Genomic DNA, 19619 nt, shown 5'->3' with positions numbered 1-19619 from the left:
TATAGGAGGCCTGCCGAAAATGGCCAAGGATGGCGCTAAAGGAAGACGATGGCGCGCAGTGTTGTTGCTACCGAAAACGTAATGTGGATCAAGGGTCGGATGGGGTGGGGCCATCGCTGCCACAGTCATGATGAAAGCAAGCGAATTGCAAGGGACTGCGACGACGTAAGATCGCACGCCGCGTCGTTTACTCGGCGCTTCTTTCTGGCGGCAGGCACAGATCGGTTACTTGAGGGTGGCCATCACAGCTTTTGTGGTTGGCGCCAACGATCCCGTCGTAGCGCCTCGGCCCGTCATGGGGCGGGGCAACGGGTTTCCTCAGCCCGTTGCCCTTGACGTCAGCTCCGGGGCTTCGAATTTTCGGGGTCGTAAAGCGGCTTGTAGCCAACGGCGACGACTTCGACGGGATAGATCTCGCCGAAGTAATCGACGTTTAGCCCGCGGCCCACCTGGCAATAGGACCAGGGCAGAAATGCCAGCGCGATATTCTTGCCGATGGTCGGGCCATAGGCAATCGACGTCGTATAGGAGCGGCGGCCGAGTTCGTCGACCAGCGTTTCGCCCGTGGCCGGATCCATGACCGGCAATGAGCCTACCGGGTAGCGGGCAACTCCGCTCCTGTCGACATTGTCTGTCATCACCAGCGTGCAGAGCATGGCCGGCTGGTGCTCGCGAGCCTTGTATTCCAGATGCTTGGATTTGCCGCGGAACTCGGCTTCCTTGACCTTCGGACGGGCGAGGTCGGATTCGATCAGATTGTACTGCGTAAGCAAATCGGCGTTCTGCAGGCGCAGGCTCTTTTCCATGCGGCGGGAATTGGCATAGGTTTCCACGCCGAAGGCCATGACGCCGGTGGAGCGCAGCGCATCCCAGACAGAAAGGCCGTCTTCGTATTTCATGTGCAGTTCCCAGCCCTGCTCGCCGACATAGGAAATGCGGAAGGCAGTGACGGACTTGCCGGCAATCTCGATCGGCTTTATCGCCGCGAAGGCGAAGTTGTCGGGATCAAGGCCGGCCGGATCGGCGACGACCTTTTTCAGGGTTGCACGCGCATTGGGACCCCAGATGCCGATGGTGACGTACTTCTCTGCCACATCAGTGACGGTCACGTTGAAGCCCTTGTCTTCTGCGATCCGCTTCACGTAATGGAAATCGCGCGGGCCGGCATCGGCGCCGTCGATGACACGGCAGCGGTCGGCCATGCGGATCACGGTCAAGTCGGCACGGACCATGCCCTCGTCGTCTAGGAAATGCGTGTAGATTCCCTTTCCGATGTTGGCATCACCGCCGATCTTGGCCGCGCAGATCCATTCCATCAGCGCCACATGGTCCGGGCCTTCGACGTCGAACATGTAGAAGTGGCTGAGGTTGACGATTCCACAATCCTCGCTCATGGCGAGATGTTCAGCATTCGATACGCGCCAGAAGTGCCGGTTGTCCCACTCGTTCTCGCGAACCGGAACGCGCTCGCCATATTTTTCAAGCAGATGCTCGTTGGCCTTGTAGCCGTGCGCGCGTTCCCAGCCTCCGAGTTCCATGAAGTATCCGCCGAGCTCCACCTCGCGCTCGTAGAAGGGCGAGCGCTTGACGTTGCGTCCGGTGGCATAGGGCTCGCGCGGATGTATGGCGGGAAAGTAGATCTTCTGGGCAGCCTCGAACGTACGGCTCTCGATGAAGTTTTCCTCGAGCTGGTGCGGGTAGAAGCGCGCATAGTCGATACTGGCATGGTCGATCTCTGTGCGGCCGTCCGTCATCCAGTCGGCGATCAGCTTGCCGTAGCCTGGCCCGTCCTTGACCCAGATGGCGACGCAGTACCAGAGGCCGCGAACCTTCTGGCTTTCGCCGCAGGACGGGCCGCCAGCTGCAGAGACCTGCAAGAGGCCGTTGAAGGAATGGCCTTCGTTGTAGCCCAGTTCGCCGAGGATCGGGGTGAGCTCCATGGCGCGCTCCAGCGGCTCGAGGATCTGCTCCATTTCGAGGTCGCGTTGCGAGGGCGAGAGGCGAGCTTCATGCTTCTCCAGTATGTCGCGCGGATGGCAAAGGCGAGGATTGGTCGTTTCGTAATAGCCCCATTCGATCTGGCCGCCTTCGGTGGTCTTCGGGTCGCCGGTATCGCGCATGTAGGCGGAATTGCCCTGGTCGCGCAAAAGCGGAAAGCCGATTTCCTTGCCCGTGCCTTCGAACTCGTTGTAGGGGCCGAAGAATGTCAGCGGATGGTCGACCGGCATGACCGGAAGGTCTTCGCCGACCATTTCGGCGATCAGGCGACCCCAGATGCCGGCACAGACGACGACATGATCGGCCATGATCGTGCCGCGATGGGTGACGACGCCCTTGATGCGGCCATTCTCGACGATCAGTGATTTGGCGGGCGTATTGCCGAAAACCTTGAGCTTGCCGGCCTTTTCGCCAGCATCGACCAACTTGCCCGCGACGGTCTGCGAGCGTGGAATGACGAGGCCGGCATCAGGATCGAACAGGCCTCCCTGGACCATGCTCTCCTCGATCAGCGGGAATTTTTCCTTAATCTCGGCCGGGCTGACGTAATATGCTCGGGTGCCGAAGGCCTTAGCCGAGGTCAGCTTGCGCTTAATCTCCTCCATCCATGTGTCGTCGCCGGTGCGTGCAACCTCCAGGCCGCCGATGCGGGCGTAATGGCCCATTTTTTCGTAGAAATCGATGGAGTATTGCGTCGTCCAGACCGAGAGATAGTCATGGCTGGTCGTGTAGCAGAAGTCGGAGGCGTGCGCCGTTGAACCGATGTCGGTAGGGATTCCCGACTTGTCGATGCCGACGATATCGTCCCAGCCACGTTCGATCAGGTGATGCGCAATCGACGCGCCGACAATGCCGCCCAACCCAATAATTACGACTTTCGCTTTCTGTGGAAATTCTGCCATCACATGTACCCTCGAATTGTTCCGTCGAATCTAGTACACGCAATGACGCAACTACAGTCGATCCACGACATAAAAATGTAGCGATCCGTCAAAAGTCTCGCTTGTTCAAGACCTATTGGCGGAAGCCATTCTCCTTTACTCCGCAGCCTCTTTCCCGATGCCTTCTCGCAGCTCGCCTCACGGACCACCGGTATGTTCCTGTGGACGATGGTCGAGCGGCTTCGTGCTCGCGGGATTGCAGGCCCAACTTTTTCCCAATATTATCGGTTCGCGATATCGAATGTCGACTATCTGGTTTGATGGCAAGGAATGGAATATCAGGATCTTCTCTCCGGTTTTGTCCGGCTCCACGTCCTCTATCACGCCGCCAAGGGCGATCTGCACGGCCTATGGATGATCGAGGAACTGGCCAGGCACGGCTATAAAGTCAGCGCCGGAACGCTCTACCCCATGCTGCACTCCCTGGAGAAGAAAGGTTATCTGGCCTCACGTATCGAACGCATAGGCCGCACGCGCCGGCGGACCTACAACGCTACGCCCTACGGCCTTGTCGCTCTCGAAAGGGCCAAGGAAAAAGCCAAGGAGCTCTTTCGTGAAATCCTCCCAGACAGCACCGGCTGAGTTCGAAGTCGAACGCCCCCGTGGCAATCCGGCTGAAGTCTTTCGCGTCTTCCTGAAGCTCGGGTTCACCTCCTTCGGCGGACCGATCGCGCATCTCGGCTATTTCCGGCACGAGTTGGTGGTGCGGCGCAGATGGATCGACGAGGCCGGCTATGCCGATCTCGTGGCGCTTTGCCAATTTCTGCCGGGACCGGCGTCGAGCCAGGTCGGCTTTGCGCTCGGTATCTTGCGCGGCAACGGCTTGGCCGGCGGGTTCGCAGCCTGGTTCGCTTTCACCATGCCATCGGCTTTCATCCTCCTTGTTTTTGCGCTCGGTGCCGAGGCTTTCAGCGGACCCGTAGCAGGAGGCTTTCTGCACGGCCTGAAGCTGGTCGCCGTTGCCGTTGTGTCGCAGGCGATCTCGGGTATGGCGAAGGTTCTAACCCCTGACCGCGAGCGGGCCGGTATTGCGCTGTCCGCAGTTGCCGTCACTGTCTTCATCGGCGGAACGTTCGGCCAGACCGGGGCGATCGCATTTGGTTCTGTTGCTGGGCTCTGGCTTTGCCGCGCCGACGTCCCTGTTCTGGCCGGACGTCTCAGCTTCCCGGTCTCGCGCCGATGTGGAGTGATCGCACTCGTCTGCTTCGCGGTCTTGTTCTTGGCTCCGCCGATTGTGGCAGGCGTCACCGGCCATGAGGCTGTCGCGCTGTTCGATGCCTTCTATCGCTCGGGGTCTCTGGTGTTCGGTGGCGGACATGTCGTGCTGCCCTTGCTTCAGGCGGAAGTGGTGGCGCCCGGTTGGGTCACCAAGGAGGCCTTTCTCGCCGGCTATGGCTTGGCGCAGGCAGTTCCCGGACCGCTCTTTACCTTCGCCGCCTATCTCGGCGCGGTCATGGGGCCTACACCCAACGGGCTCGCCGGGGCGGTCATCGCACTTGTCGCCGTCTTTCTGCCGGGCTTGCTGCTGGTCTACGGTATGCTGCCGTTCTGGGACGCGTTCCGGTTGCGACCCGCCGCACAGGCCGCCATGCGTGGCGCGAATGCCGCTGTCGTCGGAATCCTTGGTGCCGCCCTCTACAGCCCGGTCTGGACGAACGCTGTACTCTCGCCCGTGGATTTTGCACTGGCGCTCGCAGGGTTCCTCTTGCTTGTCGTGTGGAAGATGCCGCCGTGGATTGTCGTCTTGTTGCTGGCAGCAAGCGGTGCGCTCCTTCAGCTCGTCTAAGGACCTTTGGGCAAGGGCGAACCTTTGCCATTATCGGGGGTGAAGCAACGAGAAGTAAAAAGGAGGAAAATTCCATGTCAGGCATCAGTGTGCGTTACATCGTTGACGACGTCGACGCAGCAGTCGCTTTCTACCAAAAGCATCTCGGCTTCTCTGTCTCGTTTCGTCCTGCGCAAGGCTTCGCCATTCTCGAAAAGGATGGTTTTCGCCTTCTCGTCAGCGCAATGACCGGACCAGGCGGAGCGCCACAGGCGATGCCGGATGGGCGCAGGCCCGAGCCCGGCGGCTGGAATCGCATCCAGATCGAAGTTGCAGATATAGAGGCGCAGGTCACAGCACTGCGTCAAGCCGGCGCACGGTTTCGGAATGAAATCGTGCAAGGAATGGGCGGCAAGCAGATCCTTCTCGAGGATCCCGCGGGAAATCCGATCGAACTGTTCGAAGCGCCGAAGAAATGAGCTTGAACATGTGCGGCCGACAGGCCTCTCAAACGACGGGGACGTCGGGAGCGCTTGGCATCCCGATGGCGCAGGTCTCGCCGCCGAAAAGGCGCGAACGGGTGAGGAAACGCTTCTCGCGCCCGTTGTCCAGCGAAAACATGCCGCCGCGGCCGGACACGACATCGATGATCAGTTGCGTATGTTTCCAGGCCTCGAACTGGCTGGCGCTGATATAGAAAGACACGCCGGCGATCTCGCCGACTTTCACGTCTGTCTCGCCGACGCGGAATTCATTTGACGGGTAGCACATGGGTGACGACCCATCGCAGCAGCCGCCGGACTGGTGAAACAGGATATCGGGATTGTCGCGGCGGATCTCGTCGATGAGAACAAGCGCCGCATCCGTTGCAAGCACGCGCGGTTCACCGGTAACGGTCGTTTCCATGCTGGTTCCTTCATGCCAAAACCTCCTCCCCGACGAGGGAGGAGGCAGCAGTTTGGTTAAACCTGTTGCTCAAAAGAAGCCGAGCGCCTGCGGACTGTAGCTCACGAGCATATTCTTGGTCTGCTGGTAATGATCCAGCATCATCTTATGCGTTTCGCGGCCGATACCGGACTGCTTGTAGCCGCCGAAGGCTGCATGCGCCGGATAGGCGTGGTAGCAATTCGTCCACACGCGGCCCGCCTGAATCTCGCGGCCGAAGCGATAGGCGCGGTTTCCGTCACGCGTCCAGACGCCTGCTCCCAGGCCATAAAGCGTGTCGTTGGCGATCTCCAGCGCTTCCTTCTCGTTCTTGAACGTCGTGACCGATACCACCGGGCCAAAGATCTCTTCCTGGAAGATGCGCATCTTGTTGTGCCCCTTGAAGATCGTCGGCTTGACGTAATAGCCGTTGGCAAGTTCGCCGCCGAGATCGTTACGCATACCCCCGGCCAGCACTTCGGCGCCCTCCTGCTTGCCGATGTCGAGATAGGCGAGGATCTTCTCCAACTGTTCGTTGGATGCCTGCGCGCCGATCATCGTCGCGCTGTCGAGCGGGTTGCCCTGCCGAATGGCTTCGACGCGCTTGACGGCCTTCTCCATGAAGCGGTCATAGATCGATTCCTCAATCAGGGCGCGGCTGGGGCAGGTGCAGACTTCCCCCTGATTGAGCGCAAACATCGCAAAGCCTTCCAGCGCCTTGTCAAGGAATTCGTCGTCTTCGGCCATGACGTCGGCAAAGAATATATTTGGCGACTTGCCGCCGAGTTCGAGGGTAACCGGAATAAGGTTCTGGCTGGCATATTGCATGATCAGTCGGCCGGTCGAGGTCTCGCCCGTGAAGGCGATCTTGGCGATGCGCGGGCTGGTCGCAAGCGGCTTGCCGGCTTCCAGGCCGAAACCGTTGACGATATTGAGGACGCCGGGCGGCAGCAGATCGCCGACGAGTTCGGCCCACACGAGAATCGAAGCCGGTGTCTGTTCAGCCGGCTTGAGAACGACGGAGTTGCCGGCCGCAAGGGCCGGAGCAAGCTTCCAGGCTGCCATCAGGATCGGGAAGTTCCAAGGAATGATCTGGCCGACGACGCCAAGCGGCTCGTGGAAATGATAGGCGACAGTATCGTGGTCGATTTCGCCGATAGAGCCTTCCTGTGCACGTATGCAGGCAGCAAAATAACGGAAGTGGTCGATGGCAAGTGGAATGTCGGCCGCCATCGTCTCGCGGATCGGCTTGCCGTTGTCCCACGTCTCGGCCTGGGCGAGCAATTCCAGCTTGTCTTCCATGCGCTGGGCAAGCTTCATCAGGATATTGGAGCGCTCGGCAGGCGAAGTTCTCGCCCATTTGTCCTTGGCGGCATGGGCCGCATCGAGCGCCGCGTTGACGTCCTTTTCGTCGGAACGTGCAATTTCGCAAAGCTTGCCGCCTGTGACCGGCGTGATGTTGTCGAAATATCTGCTTTCAATCGGCTCGCGCCACTCGCCCCCGATGAAGTTGCCGTATTTCAACTTGAACGGCGATTCGACGATCTTCTGATGCAGCATGTCATCCTCCCTGATGAGCCAGGTTCATGAGTGAACCAGTGGAAGAAATCTGCGCGTCTTTTGCAGAACGAACCAGACTGTCGGGGGATTGTTGCAGTGCACAGTGTCGCAGTGTTGCGACATCGCACTTCGAAAAGAACAAGGGACGTCAGTGGAGATCAAGCTTCTTCATCTTGCGATGGAGGGTCGCCCGGCTCATGCCAAGATCAATCGCTGCCCGCGAGACGTTGCCGTTGGTCCGGGTAAGGGCGCGCAAAAGTGCCGCACGCTCTGCTTCCAGAAGATCATCGCCGCTTGCGGCGCTTCTTTCATGAAGAGCATCGGCGGCGGGAACGCCCGCGGCAATCTGACGGTCGTCGAGCTTCAGCGCCAGCCGCGCCGCGCGGGTGGCTCCGAGCACGAGGTCGTGCTTGTCCACGGCAAGCAAGGCGGCCGCCGAATTCGCCCCTGCGGGGACCATCAGGAAACGTGCACCGCTAAAGGCGCTTCGAAAGATGTTGAGCTCGATGCGAAGGGCCGCGTCGCGCACGGTCTGCGAAAGGATCGACAGCGTCATCTCGTTGACATCGTCGCGGCAGGTGGAAATGTCGAGTGCGGCTGCGAGCTGGCCGCGATGATCGCGGATCGGCGCGGTCGTGCAGCTGAGCCGGATATTAGAGCAGAAGAAGTGCTGGTCACGGAAGATTGCAACGGCACGCTCGTCGGCCAGCGCAGTGCCGATGCCGTTCGTTCCAATGCTTGCCTCCGTCCAAATCGATCCCGTCCAAAGGCCGAGGTCGTAAAACTCCTTGTCGTCGCCGGCATTGCCCCGCCGTTCCAGCGCAATTCCGTTGCGGTCGGTGAGCAGCAAGCAGCAGCCCGCCTTGCCGACCGTCAAGAAAAGCCGATCGAGCTCGTCTGTCGCATCCTTGACTAGCTGTTCTGATTGCTCGCGTGCCTGCCGGAACTCGTGCTCGGTCAATTGCAAAGGTGTTCGCACATCCTCCGGCGCCAGCTGGTGCATGGTCATGCAACGGCGCCAAGAAGCCACAATGGGTGAACTTGCCGCCGCTGATTTCTGTTGCGCGCTTGTATAGACATGACCGGCATGTGCGGAGTGTTCGTGCATCGGCTCCTCCCACGGAACGCCATACCAATCTGGCGGAAATCAGGAGCTTCTGCAATGCTTGTGAAATATGAAGATTGTCGCATGCGGTGACTCAACTGTCGCATTCCTGCGACAGTTGGTGTTTCTGAGGGCATCCGGCGCAGCGTCATCGGGGCAGCGTTGAGGCTGTATTTGCCTGATGTTGCAAAGCGCCAAAGATTGAAAGGGTCCTGCCGGCGCCGTTCGGGCACGACAGGTCCCGACGATCTGGCCGCGGCAAATGTTGCCGATATTCCGCCAACGTCTTGGTCCTGCAATGCTGTGCGCTGACGTCCTCTAAAATGAGGTGCTGCCGAATGACGCTCTGAGTGCAATTGGGCCTCGGCTTTGGCTCCGAATTCATTGAAATCGATGGGATGCCATCATCGTTTGTTATCTATTTTCTCCTAATATGATCGAAAGGACGGAAGATGGGGGAACAGATGATCGGCCGGTTCGCACTTGCAGCAGTATTGTTTTTCGCAGGCTCGATTGATCTCGCGACGGCGAATGAAAAGCTCCGGGTCGCGACGGAAGGCGCATACCCGCCATTCAATTTTCAGGATTCCTCCGGTCAGCTTGCTGGTTTCGACGTGGATATCGCCAAAGCGCTCTGCCAGCAAATGGCGGTCGATTGCACGTTTGTCGCCGTCCCCTGGACCGAGATCGTCCAGGGCTTGTCGGATGACAAATACGACATGATCGTCGCGAGCATGGCGTTTACCGAAGAGCGCGCTAAAAAAATGGAGTTCTCCGCTCCATACTACCGATCTCATTCAGTGTTGGTCGGCGACGCTGAAAAGTTTCAGGACAGTGCGCCTGCTGCCCTGTCCGGCGTCCGCATCGCGGCAGCACAGGACACGATCCAGGCGGAGTATTTGCAAAAGGCCTATGGTGCAAGCAAGGCCGTGCTGGCCAAGGACCAACCCGGTGCCCAACGTCTTCTGCTGGACAACCAGGCCGATCTCTTGATCGGCGATGCCATTGAACTTTTGAGCTTCCTGCAGACCACGGAAGGGGCGCGCTTTGGATATGTGGGAGATCCAATTTCCAGCGAATTTCTTCAAAGTTCGGCGCACATCACCGCGAAGAAGGGAAACTCGGCCCTGATCCAGAAGGTGAATGCCGCACTGAAGCAAATCAAACTCAACGGTGTCTACGACCGAATCAACGACGCTTATTTCCCCTTCAGCATTTATTGAGCCGATGGAATGGAAGAAAACAACGCCCCGAAACGGCGTCAGCTTTCACTTAGCGCCGTTGCAAGATTTCTTCTGATCGGCGTCGTCGCATATACGCTGATCGCGGCGGTCTTTTCGTTCGTCTTTCTGAAAAGAATTGAGACGCAAGCGAACTTTACGCGCGATGTACAGATTCCCCTGATCCTAACTCAAACGCGCAATGCGGTTAAAATCGAGCGCCTCTCGTCTCTTGTCCGGTCCATATTCTTGGCGAAAGACCGCAGACTGGAGCGCCAGATCCAGTTACAAATCCAGGCTCTTGCGCAAGGCTTTTCGTTCGATCACAACGGTTTTCTGATCGAGAGATCTCAAAAAGTCGCCGACGAAGCCAAGACGATCGCTAAGCTTCGCCAGCAGGCCCGCGACAAAGAAAGCTCGACGCAATCGCCCTCCGCCACTTCCATTGACGTCCCGGCCGCTGATGAACTCGACCGGCTGGCGACGCAGGCCTATGAGAGGGCCATACACGATCTCGATGAAATGGCGGCTCAATTGAGCGGCGATGCTGCCGTCGTGGCGGACAATATCGCCAGCGAAATCCAAAGCAGTGCAGGCTACATGCAGGTCGGTTGGCTCTTCATTCTGGTCGTTCCCGGCCTTTTCGCCGTCACGACACTCATTGCTGCAAAGCATCATCTTGCAGCGCCTATCGGCGCTGCGATCAAGAACTTGGAGTGCATTGGCAGGAACGAACCCGTCCTAACGCTGGAACGCCTTCCACTCATTTCGGAACTCGCGATGATTGATGCGGCGATAGTAGCCTACGGCCAGGTCTCCGACGATTTGCACCGCACCAATTCGATCCTGCAAGGATTGGCAGAAAAAGATCCTTTGACGGGCCTAGCGAACCGCCGCACCTTTGAAAGCTATCTCGCGGCAGTCTTGACCCATCCGGCAATAAGCTCGCCCAGCGTTGCGATCATGATGATCGATATCGACCACTTCAAATCTGTCAACGACACCTTCGGCCATCTTGCAGGCGACAGGTCTCTTGTGGCTGTCGCGAATGTGTTGACGTCGGTGCCATGGCAAGCGAACCACCTTGCCGCGCGATACGGCGGGGAAGAGTTCGTGGTCGTCCTGGAGGAGTGTTCGCTCGAGCAAGCGATTGAGCGGGCGGAATGGCTGAGGCGTTCTGTGCAGGAGCTCAACATTGAGACAGGGACAGGGCCACTTCTGAAATTGACCGCCAGCGTGGGCGTCGCTGTCGCCAACAGTGTTTCCGATCAGCCGCCAGACATAATCGCCAGAGCAGACCGTGCCCTCTACACTGCAAAGAAAAACGGACGCAACAATGTCCAGGTCGCATCGCTCGATATCGGAATTTCAAAAGCGGGCTGAGCATCTGTCAGCAGTCGTTTCGTCAATCCTCAACCTGAAGCCTTCGCATGGCTTCGGCTTCAAAACTCGTCCTTTCATGTGTCGCTGGTGATGTGTCGCTGGCACCAACAGGCGCGGGCATCAGTTGCGCGGGTGCGCGGATCTCACCAACTCGACGACGATAATGTTGGCTTCATGCGCAGCCTTGATAAATGCTGCCCGCACATCTTCGGGAGGTATTCGGTCGTACAAACCGTCAAGGCAGGCCATGACTGCCTCAGAAAAATCCTCTCCGTCATCGGTTGGCCAGTGCTGCAGTAATGTGTCGGCCGCAAGACCCACAGAGTTAACGACGCGATACTTGCCGATGCAATGCATCGCCAAACCAACCGGCTGAAACGCCAAACCGTTCCTTTTCATAACACTTGCCTCCGTTTAAAGCGCCGTACCCGTACGCCTTGCAAAACGCGTGCCCGATGCCGCGGCCTCCTGGAGGACGCAATCAACTCCACGGCGCCAAACAAACAGGCCCGTTGCGCGTTTACCCAGTTGCCCATGCCTATATTCGTGGCTGGTAGAGCGCTGGTCACAGGCAAAACGGGGTCCGGGTTAATTCAATGCTTGGCCCACGCACTGACCGAAGCGGAAAGGACAAGGGAGACAAGGATCGCCCAAGGCCAGACATTTTACGATATTTGCGTGATGCGATGGCCGGGCTTCATCCAGGTATCGGGTGGACAATTTACCTCGCTCTGGTGGTGCTGATCTTTCTAATGGGATCACTGCCCAAGTGGTGGCTGTTATGACACCGAGGACAGAGCGAATCATTCTCGCCGTGCTTTGCCTTATAGGCATCGTGGCACTGGTCTATGAATTTGGCTAAGGCTGCCGCTTTGTTATGCAGGCCGGCCGAGCGTCCGCAAATGGACTGACGGCTCACTATCGCCTCTTACTGTCAAACGCCCCGTATCGGCTCCAGCAGGTAATCGCCGGCCTTGCTACCATGCCGCCGCAGCTGCATCCGACCAGGAGGGTCGGCCCCTGCAAGTCCAGTTTATCCTGGTTTCCGCCACATCGTCAGTCAGCGCCAAGGGCTTCTGAAGTGGAAGCAAAGCGCCATCAAAAGGACTTGGGTGGTCAACGCGCCATGGACTGTGGCAATGTTCATGAGCTTAGTGCCAGGCCGCAGACGCAATCACGCCGGATATTACCAAGCCTGAAGTAGCGAGCCGTTTCAAGTAAATAGCCATATCGGATAACATCGCGAATAAAGGCCTTGAAGTGCTTTCGAGGTTTCGGCCGAAGGAAACAGCGAATGCTTCCACGCCCGTCGAGGGGATTTCGAAATTGCGGATCTGACCTGGCTTCGTTTCCCTGAGAGTGCCGTGTCCACCGGCATCGATATCTAGGCGCGATCGTAAACCTTGCCGTCGATCGTCAACTGGAAACGGACCCGCCTTCCGGAGGTGCCAGGGACGAGAATGAGATCAAGGTCGCCGGCGCTGAAACGATCGGGCAATGACGCCGCCCAATAATGCCCGCGGCGCTTCCTGCGCCAGATCATGGCCGATCACCTCCGGTGATGGTGCGATGCTTTTTGTCTTCCTTCTGACGGGTCTGGTGATTGCATGTGGTCGCTCCTTCGGCGTCCTTTGACTTCTAACGATACATGTCGGCAAAGGCTGTGATGCTTGCCAAGCTCGCGACAGAATATAGCCACCTCATCGCGGTTTTGGACTGCTGCCTGCCGGAAAGGGATCGGTGTGACGGTCCCGAAGGCATTATCACGTTCGATTTGCCGGTTGCGCCGGCCGCAAGTTGCAGTTCCGGTGAACTTCACGCAAAGGCGCAGATCACTCGGGCGTCGAACGGGTCTGGGCGACAGGTGTCAGGTCAGCCGCAGATCCACGCCTGGATGCAACTTCTTGAGGTTGGGCAATGATTTGATCTGCCAAGGAACTTGGGAAGAGCCGCGCACGGTCAAATGAATGTCCGGGTGATTGCGGGCCTCGATCGTCAATTTGGCAAGCAGGTTTATACCGGAGGAGTTCAAGAATTGGAGTCCTGTCACGTCGAAGGTGGCCTTGCCGGCCCCCTCTTCGAGCGCTTTCATGGCCAAAGCATGAATGGGTGCGTAGGCATCCGGGCCTGCCAGCCGCATGGTTCCGTCAAAATAAACGGTACCGCCCTCGGACCAGACGCGGAACGCTTCTTCTCTGATTTCCATAGCACTTTTCTCGCGGTTCTATGACGGTGAAATTGGCATTGCGGCATATGTTTCGATTTTCGCACGGTTGCGGGCGCGGTCCTCCTCAAAGAGCCAAGCCAGGTCTGCTTTGTAATCGCTCATCAAGGTCAGCAATCCCAAACCGGAGCCGCTGTCGGCCATTTTCGCGCTCGCCTCGATCCGCTGGATGAGAAGATCGCTCGGATCGCCCTGGGTTATGGTCGACAGCAACCGCTGGAACCTGGCTGCCGTCTGTCGGTCGACGAAGTTCGATATTCTCATCTTGAAGTTGTCGTCTTCCGCCATGGCTTCGATCGCGATCTCGCCTGGGGCGCGGAACTTGATGGCATTTTCGATCAGTTCGTTCGTCAGATAGCCGATATCATGTCGGACCTGATTATAGCGGCGCCTCGAAGATAAAAATCGGAGTGCCATCATCTCGGCGATGAAATCCGACGTCATGCCGGAATGTTTCCAGGCAAGATCAAGCGGGCCATCGTGTAGCCGCAGCTGAACGGCGTGCGTCGCGTCAAACGAAGCGAGATGCTCCTGCCCATATAGGACCGTTGCCATGTTGTCACCTATGTCGCACTACGACGAGCGTAATGTCATCATGTATCTTCTGCGTCCCGATATAGGCCATAAGGCTTTCGAGAATGCCGTTCATCACCTGCTCTGCGGTGCGGCCCTGCAGGCGGCGGGCGTTTTCACAAAGCCGGTCGATGCCGAAGAGTTCGCCTTCGGGATTTTCGGCCTCGGTGACGCCATCGGTATGAAGGACAATCAAATCGCCGCTGTGAAAGGGTATTTCGCGAGTATTAATGAAAGCCGATATATCAGATTCGAGTCCCACCGGAAGACCGAGGTCGCTGGTGTCTATCCGTTCGACCGCGCCGGTTTGACGAATGATAATCAGATCCTCGTGCTGGCCCGAAATGGTCAAGCGCTCGCCATCATAATCCAGAAATGACAGCGTGACGTGCTTGTCGGTTTTCGTCCGCTCGATGTTCTTGTAGATCGTGCGGTTCAGGTAACTGAGGAACCTTGAGGGGTTCGTTTCGCCGGCTTCCTGTAGCGCCCTTGCGACGGACTGCACCATAAGCATCAAAACACCGCTCTCGAGGCCGTGGCCCGTCACGTCGCCAATGCCTATCTTCAGATGATCTCCGTTTTGCAGGATATCGTAGTAGTCGCCGCCGACCTCGTCGGCGGGACGCATATAGGCGGCAATCTCCAACTGCTCGATTGCCGCAAGCTCCTTGGCGCGTGGCAGCACCATAAGCTGAATCTGCCGAGCCACATCCAGTTCGGCACCGAGGCGTAGGTTTTCGCTCGTCAACTGGCCGTTCAGGATCGAGATTTCTTCCTTGGCCTCCTCAATTTCCTTCGTGCGCTCAACAACCAGGTTTTCGAGATTTTCGGTATGGAAGCTTATTTCCTCGGCCATGCGATTGAAGGCGAGACCGGCCTCGCCAACCTCGTCCTTGGTGGATATGTCCACCCTGACAGAATAGTCCTTTGCCTGTATGCGCTTGGCGGCACCAGCCAGTGCGCTGATCCCGCTTGTAATTCGCTTTGACACCGCAAAGACCGCCCCCGTGACGACCAGCATCGACACGAGAACCGCGAGGATCTGATAAATCAGAATGCGATTGGTTGCCCGCGATATTTGGTCCCTGGCGGCAGTGAGAGAGGCATAGATTTCACGCTCGGGCACCACGATGCCGAGCGACATGACCTCGCGCTGAACCGGTCCATTTATCCAAAGATTGGTTGCGTTTAGCTGTTTTGTGACGACAAGGTAGGGAACATCTTCGCCCCTTTCATTCAGCGAAATGTGCCTTATGACGCCATCGGCATCTAGCGGCAGCGAGGCGATCTGATTTTGCGAACTGTTGCGCAAAGATCGGTCAAGGCCGGTCACGCCCTTGTTCGTGGCGTCGCTAGCAGAACGAAGACCGATTATCTTTTCACCGGCAGGGTTGATTGCAACGACGTTGCCGTCCGACATGGTTAGAAAGCCAAAGCCGCTTTCGGCGACCTTGACGCGCTCGACGATTTCGGCGAGCTGGTCAAGGGTGATGTCTGCTCCGGCAGCCCCCGCCACGCCACGCCGATCAGAAGTCCAAAGCGGGTGGAAGAAGCTGACGATCAGTTTTCCGGTGATCGCGTCCGTATAAGGAGCGGTCTGGGTGATATTGTCAGGTACCGGCCGCAAGGATGGATCGCTTGCCCACTTCTGCCAGGATTCATAAAGACCGGGGAAGAAGAAATCCCAAAAGTCTGCGCTGTTGTGACCGGGATAGAGCCGATCGAACGTCTGCGCCTGTTCCGTATAAGGTGCCGTCCTGAAGATCGGGCGTTCCTTTGGCCCGATATAGTACATCTGCAGCTTCGAGGCACCGTTTTTCAGGAGGTCGGGGGCGACAAGATCAAGGACCGCACTGGTCTCGATATCGGTCTGGACCTGCGGTAGCGGATGATGCTCCTTGTCCAGGAGGTAGCTCCAGACGCTGACGACCGACGGCGCCCCTGGAAGGTTCTGCGCCCATTGACCTTTGGTGTCGAACGTCACTGTCACCGCACCTGGAGCTGCCCTGGCCATGGCGGCTCCAATCTCCCCGTTCCTGGCGGGTAGATCAATCTGACCCTGAAGCACACCTGCCAACGCCTTGACGTCGGAATGGACCTGATGAAGAAGCAAATTAACCTGCGCGGCCGTGGAATCGGTATAGGAGCGGATATAGTCTTGGCTTGCCCGCTCAAGGCCGTGTCCTACTTCTGCCGTCGCATCGCGAGAAAGACGCTGGACATTCCAAAGGGCGAGACCGCCGCTGATGAGCAGGTCAAAAAGAACCGCCCCACCGACAACGATCATGAATTTGGCGCGAAATGAGCGCAGGCCGAGGTTTGCCTTCCTGATCGGCGCGGTCATCATAGCGGTTTTCGCCCGGACGCTGCCCAAATGGGCCAGCCAGCGTAGCCCTTCGGATGAAGCGCCGCAAAGATATGGTCGGCGAATCCCTGTTTGAAACGTTCGATGAACTCCGCCGAATCGCCTCGGCGAACAGACATTTCGTCCGCATAGACATCGCGCCATGCCGCGATGACGTCCGCGAACTCCTGGGGATCGCCATCGAGGTTGGTGACCATGAAGCTCTCCATTTTCACCGCATCGAAGCCAGCTTCCAGCAGAAGACGCAAGCTCTTTGGCCCCATTTCGACGTCCATGTCGAAATAACTGAAGAGCTTGGCAACCTCGTTATAGGTCCATTGGATGCTGTCTGCCCGCGGTTCCCCGAGGCAATGGGAGTTTTTCTCGTTGGTAATGTAAACCCGTCCACCAGGTTTGCAGATCCGATAGAGCTCCCTGAGCAGCAGTTCGGGACGATCGAAGATTTGCAACGAGTGCCGGCAGGTCACGAAATCGAACTGGTCGCTTTCGAACAGCATCTGCGATGCATCGCCGTAGGTGTATTCGATATCGCGGACATCGAACCTGTCGGCAACATCGCGGGCATAGTCTAGGCTTGGCGAGGAATGATCCAGCGCAACGATCCTTGCCGGAGCGAACTCCTTTCTGACGAGCATCGCGAAATCGCCAATTCCGCAACAGATGTCGGCAATTACCATGCCGTTGCGAAGCCCGTGGCGCGGCAATATCTCTCGTTCATGCCGCCAGGTCATCTTGGTCTGGGTTCTGAGGATTGGAATGAAGCTTTGGTTTTCAACGAATGTCTGGCCGGGATAAAATGCCGAATCGTAGATCTCGATGGCAATGTTGGGCGAAAGATCGCTCAGATGCCGGAACATCCGTGCCGCCCAGGCGACAACGCTTGATGCGACGATGACAAATTTGACCTCGGGCCTTGAACGCGAAGCATCGACCAAGACGCGCGTCAAGGCACGAAATGCCGTGCTGTTCATATGCGTAACGCGCTTCAGATTGATATATAGAACACCGCTGACGGTCTCGATTCCATTTCGCAGCAGCAAGAAATCGTCGGCAATTTCAGCCGGGGAATGAGGGCGAAGCACGCCTGCGAGGGAGAATTCCTGATCGTTGATATTGAATTGCGCTGTAAAGACAGGCGAAGGACTTTGTGCAGTCAATTCAGTAGCCTTTCGAGCGGCAGGTCGACAATGAATGCAACCGTGCCGACACCCAAATCGCGGACCTGGATTTCCGCGTCATAGTTCACAGCCAGTCCGAGCAGGATCGCCTGGCCATCTGAGGCGGCATCGTTGGTGATCACGTTGAGATAATTTGCACGGGCCTGACTAGATTTAAGTCCCAGGGCAATCTTCTTGTAGAATTGTCGCTGTTCTGGCGGACAAGGAAAGATCAGCTCGATGCGCTCGATCTGCTGACGGCGATAAAAATTGCAAACGAAGTCGCCATCATCCGTCTGGGAGCGAAACGACATCTCAAGAAGCTCGTTGAGGGCTGATGAGAGCAGGTTGGAATGGCGCACGGGATCGCGACGGTCATGGCTGACCATTCGAGCGACGTAGTTCGACAACTGATCGCAATGCAGCCAGTCGGCGGTAAAGCTCGCCATGTCCATCTTCAGACTGAGCAACTGGTCAAATGATGGGCCTATTGCCGCTTCTCGATTCGTCAACCGACACCTCCTCGGCGAATTGCCATTTCACCTTTCAGCATTTGGCCCGGTCATTCCAGGTCCGTCGTCACTATGCTTGCGAATAAATTCATCAACCATGTCGGCCCCCAGAGGAGAGCTCAGGAAATAGCCTTGCAACCGGTCACATCCCTCTGCCTGCAGCCAGGCGGCCTGTTCGGCCGTCTCAACGCCTTCGGCCGTCACGCGCATGCCGAGCCCATGGGCCATTTCAATGACGAAGCGGACGATCGTCTGGCTCTTCTGATCGCCGGGCAGGTCGTTGATGAAGTACTTGTCTATCTTGATGTTATCGAAGGGAAAGTTCTTTAAATAGCTCAAAGAGGAATACTCGGTCCCGAAGTCATCGAGGGAAATCTGGATCCCCAGCACGTTAAGTGTGTTCAGCGTATCAAGATTGTTGATCGTGCGCTCCAGCAGCACGGTTTCGGTGATCTCGAGCTCCAAGCGCTCCGAGGGCAGTCCGACGACGTCGAGGGTCTGCGACACTCGGTCGGTCAGCCCCGGGGTTAGAAATTCGGCGGGAGATAGGTTTACCGCAATAGTATAGTTGGCCGGCCACGTCAGGGCCTGCCGGCACGCTTCTTCCAGCACCCATTGACCGATTTCGCTCATAAGCCCGTCTGCTTCAGCCATCGGTATAAAGGCGATCGGGGAGATTACTCCGAGGATTGGGTGGCGCCAGCGCAGCAGTGCTTCGAAGCCGGCTATCGCCATCGATCGATCGACCAGCGGCTGATATTCAATAAAAAATTCATGGTGTTGCAGCGCAACCCGAAGGCTCCGTCTCAATAGTTCTCGCTGTTCCAGTACCTGCAGCATGCTCGGATTAAAGGTTCGCGCACGTCGCCGTCCATCCTTCTTGGCGGCATAAAGGGCAACGTCGGCAGCCTTCATCAGCTGTTCGCTCTCATTGCCGTCGCGAGGTGCAATCGCAACGCCGATACTGGCACCGACAAAAACGGTAATTCCGTCCACCGTGAAGGGCTTGCGAAATTCGCTGATCAGCGACTCTGCTAATTTTTCGGCTTCGTCGGGCTGCCCACGGGCGATCTGTATGACGGCAAATTCGTCACCGGCAAGGCGGTAGGCGGTCTCGTCTTTACCCAGTGCCTTTCGAATCCTCTCGGCCGCAAGCTTCAGGACGATATCCCCGGCTCCATGGCCTAGCGTATCATTGACGGGCTTGAAATCATCCAGATCGATCTGCATCAGTGCAAGGCCCGCCTTTGCACGGACCGGGAGAATCTTTCCCAGTTTGTCGCTGAATTGGCGGCGATTGGGCAGCCCGGTCAAAACGTCATGGGTCGCCTGGTGAAGGAGCAACGCCCGGTCCAGCTCTTGGGCTTTTGCGGTATCAATGTCATTGCCGCCAACTTCGACGATCGCAAGGCCGTCCCTGGCCTGGAACAACAAAAGATTGCGCCGATCCGATTCATGCGAGCGGAGACGAATGGTGCGAGGCTTGCCGCTACTGACGACAAGCTGAACGAGGGCGGCGAGGTCGGGATTTGCCAGGTCGGGATACACATCCGCCAATGTTACGGGTGCCTCGTCAGCAAGATCCAGGCGCTCCTTGAGCATTTCGGAGCAGTCGACAAGCCTGAGATCATGATCCCAGACCGAAAACAGACCCTCGGCGCGGCTACCGAATTCGGACTTCTGCGGACCCGGCTGACGCCAATTCGCACGATTTTCCGGCATAGGGTTACCACCCTCCTTAACCCGCCTTGCTTCACTTGGTCCGTTATCGATACATCCCGTCGAACCCAATCCTGTTCCGTATCAGAACTAGAGCGAGCCCCGTTGTAGTCAACGCAGAGCTCTACCAGAACGCGCCGTCTTGCGGCCGTGTGACGACCGGGTTCTCGATC

17 protein-coding genes are annotated in these 19619 nt (G+C 57.6%); 5 read left to right on the top strand and 12 right to left on the bottom strand.

Features of this window, described 5'->3' with window-relative positions:
• Positions 1-338: 338 nt before the first annotated feature.
• Positions 339-2900 carry a GcvT family protein gene (locus AM571_RS30550; RefSeq protein ID WP_074064700.1) on the bottom strand — a complete coding sequence of 854 codons (2562 nt, stop codon included), beginning with the start codon at positions 2898-2900 and terminating at the stop codon, positions 339-341.
• A gap of 309 nt (positions 2901-3209) precedes the next feature.
• Here AM571_RS30550 and AM571_RS30545 point away from each other — a divergent pair, with 309 nt between their 5' ends.
• From AM571_RS30545 to AM571_RS30535, 3 genes are all read left to right on the top strand, one after another.
• On the top strand, positions 3210-3521 hold the full coding sequence (locus AM571_RS30545; protein WP_074064699.1) for a PadR family transcriptional regulator: 312 nt from the start codon (positions 3210-3212) through the stop codon (positions 3519-3521).
• On the top strand, positions 3493-4725 hold the full coding sequence (chrA, locus tag AM571_RS30540; RefSeq protein ID WP_074064698.1) for a chromate efflux transporter: 1233 nt from the start codon (positions 3493-3495) through the stop codon (positions 4723-4725). The genes AM571_RS30545 and chrA overlap by 29 nt, the downstream gene beginning before the upstream one ends.
• A gap of 74 nt (positions 4726-4799) precedes the next feature.
• Positions 4800-5183 carry a VOC family protein gene (locus AM571_RS30535; RefSeq protein WP_074064697.1) on the top strand — a complete coding sequence of 128 codons (384 nt, stop codon included), beginning with the start codon at positions 4800-4802 and terminating at the stop codon, positions 5181-5183.
• A 28-nt stretch (positions 5184-5211) separates the two neighbouring features.
• Here AM571_RS30535 and AM571_RS30530 read toward each other — a convergent pair whose 3' ends face one another.
• The 3 genes from AM571_RS30530 to AM571_RS30520 all read right to left on the bottom strand — a co-directional run bounded on the left by AM571_RS30530 (position 5212) and on the right by AM571_RS30520 (position 8296).
• Entirely contained in the window at positions 5212-5610 is a 399-nt protein-coding gene (locus AM571_RS30530) for a DUF779 domain-containing protein (protein ID WP_074064696.1), read from the bottom strand.
• A 69-nt stretch (positions 5611-5679) separates the two neighbouring features.
• Positions 5680-7188, bottom strand: coding sequence for an aldehyde dehydrogenase (adh, locus tag AM571_RS30525; protein ID WP_074064695.1), 1509 nt, complete (start codon positions 7186-7188; stop codon positions 5680-5682).
• 148 nt (positions 7189-7336) lie between these two features.
• The gene (locus AM571_RS30520; RefSeq protein WP_074064694.1) at positions 7337-8296 is read right to left on the bottom strand and encodes a helix-turn-helix domain-containing protein; all 960 of its coding nucleotides are present in this window, start codon (positions 8294-8296) and stop codon (positions 7337-7339) included.
• Between the two features lie 449 nt (positions 8297-8745).
• Between AM571_RS30520 and AM571_RS30515 the strand changes: the two genes are divergently transcribed.
• The gene (locus tag AM571_RS30515; protein WP_237358610.1) at positions 8746-9516 is read left to right on the top strand and encodes a transporter substrate-binding domain-containing protein; all 771 of its coding nucleotides are present in this window, start codon (positions 8746-8748) and stop codon (positions 9514-9516) included.
• Between the two features lie 9 nt (positions 9517-9525).
• Complete coding sequence (locus tag AM571_RS30510) at positions 9526-10896, top strand: GGDEF domain-containing protein (protein ID WP_074064693.1); 1371 nt, start codon at positions 9526-9528, stop codon at positions 10894-10896.
• A gap of 120 nt (positions 10897-11016) precedes the next feature.
• On the opposite strand, the gene AM571_RS30505 is transcribed toward AM571_RS30510, so the two are convergent.
• The 8 genes from AM571_RS30505 to AM571_RS30475 all read right to left on the bottom strand — a co-directional run bounded on the left by AM571_RS30505 (position 11017) and on the right by AM571_RS30475 (position 19449).
• Positions 11017-11295, bottom strand: a complete 279-nt coding sequence (locus AM571_RS30505) for a DUF982 domain-containing protein (RefSeq protein ID WP_074064692.1) — start codon at positions 11293-11295, stop codon at positions 11017-11019.
• A 985-nt stretch (positions 11296-12280) separates the two neighbouring features.
• Positions 12281-12439, bottom strand: a complete 159-nt coding sequence (locus AM571_RS36695) for a hypothetical protein (protein WP_155774557.1) — start codon at positions 12437-12439, stop codon at positions 12281-12283.
• A gap of 324 nt (positions 12440-12763) precedes the next feature.
• Positions 12764-13102: a slr1659 superfamily regulator gene (locus tag AM571_RS30500; protein ID WP_022717797.1), complete on the bottom strand. Its 339-nt coding sequence runs from the start codon at positions 13100-13102 to the stop codon at positions 12764-12766.
• An 18-nt stretch (positions 13103-13120) separates the two neighbouring features.
• A complete protein-coding gene (locus tag AM571_RS30495) occupies positions 13121-13675 on the bottom strand; it encodes a slr1658 superfamily regulator (RefSeq protein ID WP_074064691.1) in 555 nt (184 codons plus the stop codon).
• 4 nt (positions 13676-13679) lie between these two features.
• Positions 13680-16040 (bottom strand): SpoIIE family protein phosphatase, encoded by a 2361-nt coding sequence (locus AM571_RS30490; protein ID WP_132553026.1) that lies wholly within the window; start codon positions 16038-16040, stop codon positions 13680-13682.
• A complete protein-coding gene (locus AM571_RS30485) occupies positions 16037-17215 on the bottom strand; it encodes a class I SAM-dependent methyltransferase (protein WP_074064690.1) in 1179 nt (392 codons plus the stop codon). Before AM571_RS30485 ends, AM571_RS30490 begins: the two co-directional genes overlap by 4 nt.
• Positions 17212-17670, bottom strand: coding sequence for a ubiquinone biosynthesis methyltransferase UbiE (locus AM571_RS30480; RefSeq protein ID WP_074064689.1), 459 nt, complete (start codon positions 17668-17670; stop codon positions 17212-17214). Before AM571_RS30480 ends, AM571_RS30485 begins: the two co-directional genes overlap by 4 nt.
• 84 nt (positions 17671-17754) lie before the next feature.
• Positions 17755-19449, bottom strand: coding sequence for a putative bifunctional diguanylate cyclase/phosphodiesterase (locus tag AM571_RS30475; RefSeq protein WP_074064688.1), 1695 nt, complete (start codon positions 19447-19449; stop codon positions 17755-17757).
• Positions 19450-19619: the final 170 nt, after the last annotated feature.

Source organism: Rhizobium etli 8C-3, from assembly GCF_001908375.1.
Classification (GTDB): domain Bacteria; phylum Pseudomonadota; class Alphaproteobacteria; order Rhizobiales; family Rhizobiaceae; genus Rhizobium; species Rhizobium etli_B.
The sequence above is the reverse complement of the archived record's forward strand: the minus strand, read 5'-3'. Positions and strand labels throughout refer to the sequence as shown.

What these genes read in the sequence shown, in the direction of transcription:
- AM571_RS30545 (WP_074064699.1), top strand. Translation starts at nt 3,210, where the DNA reads ATGGAATATCAGGATCTTCTCTCCGGTTTTGTCCGGCTCCACGTCCTC.
- AM571_RS30530 (WP_074064696.1), bottom strand. Translation starts at nt 5,610, where the DNA reads ATGGAAACGACCGTTACCGGTGAACCGCGCGTGCTTGCAACGGATGCG.
- AM571_RS30500 (WP_022717797.1), bottom strand. Translation starts at nt 13,102, where the DNA reads ATGGAAATCAGAGAAGAAGCGTTCCGCGTCTGGTCCGAGGGCGGTACC.
- AM571_RS30515 (WP_237358610.1), top strand. Translation starts at nt 8,746, where the DNA reads ATGGGGGAACAGATGATCGGCCGGTTCGCACTTGCAGCAGTATTGTTT.
- AM571_RS30490 (WP_132553026.1), bottom strand. Translation starts at nt 16,040, where the DNA reads ATGATGACCGCGCCGATCAGGAAGGCAAACCTCGGCCTGCGCTCATTT.
- AM571_RS36695 (WP_155774557.1), bottom strand. Translation starts at nt 12,439, where the DNA reads ATGATCTGGCGCAGGAAGCGCCGCGGGCATTATTGGGCGGCGTCATTG.
- AM571_RS30475 (WP_074064688.1), bottom strand. Translation starts at nt 19,449, where the DNA reads ATGCCGGAAAATCGTGCGAATTGGCGTCAGCCGGGTCCGCAGAAGTCC.
- AM571_RS30480 (WP_074064689.1), bottom strand. Translation starts at nt 17,670, where the DNA reads ATGGACATGGCGAGCTTTACCGCCGACTGGCTGCATTGCGATCAGTTG.
- AM571_RS30495 (WP_074064691.1), bottom strand. Translation starts at nt 13,675, where the DNA reads ATGGCAACGGTCCTATATGGGCAGGAGCATCTCGCTTCGTTTGACGCG.
- AM571_RS30510 (WP_074064693.1), top strand. Translation starts at nt 9,526, where the DNA reads ATGGAAGAAAACAACGCCCCGAAACGGCGTCAGCTTTCACTTAGCGCC.
- AM571_RS30520 (WP_074064694.1), bottom strand. Translation starts at nt 8,296, where the DNA reads ATGCACGAACACTCCGCACATGCCGGTCATGTCTATACAAGCGCGCAA.
- adh (WP_074064695.1), bottom strand. Translation starts at nt 7,188, where the DNA reads ATGCTGCATCAGAAGATCGTCGAATCGCCGTTCAAGTTGAAATACGGC.
- AM571_RS30550 (WP_074064700.1), bottom strand. Translation starts at nt 2,900, where the DNA reads ATGGCAGAATTTCCACAGAAAGCGAAAGTCGTAATTATTGGGTTGGGC.
- AM571_RS30535 (WP_074064697.1), top strand. Translation starts at nt 4,800, where the DNA reads ATGTCAGGCATCAGTGTGCGTTACATCGTTGACGACGTCGACGCAGCA.
- AM571_RS30505 (WP_074064692.1), bottom strand. Translation starts at nt 11,295, where the DNA reads ATGAAAAGGAACGGTTTGGCGTTTCAGCCGGTTGGTTTGGCGATGCAT.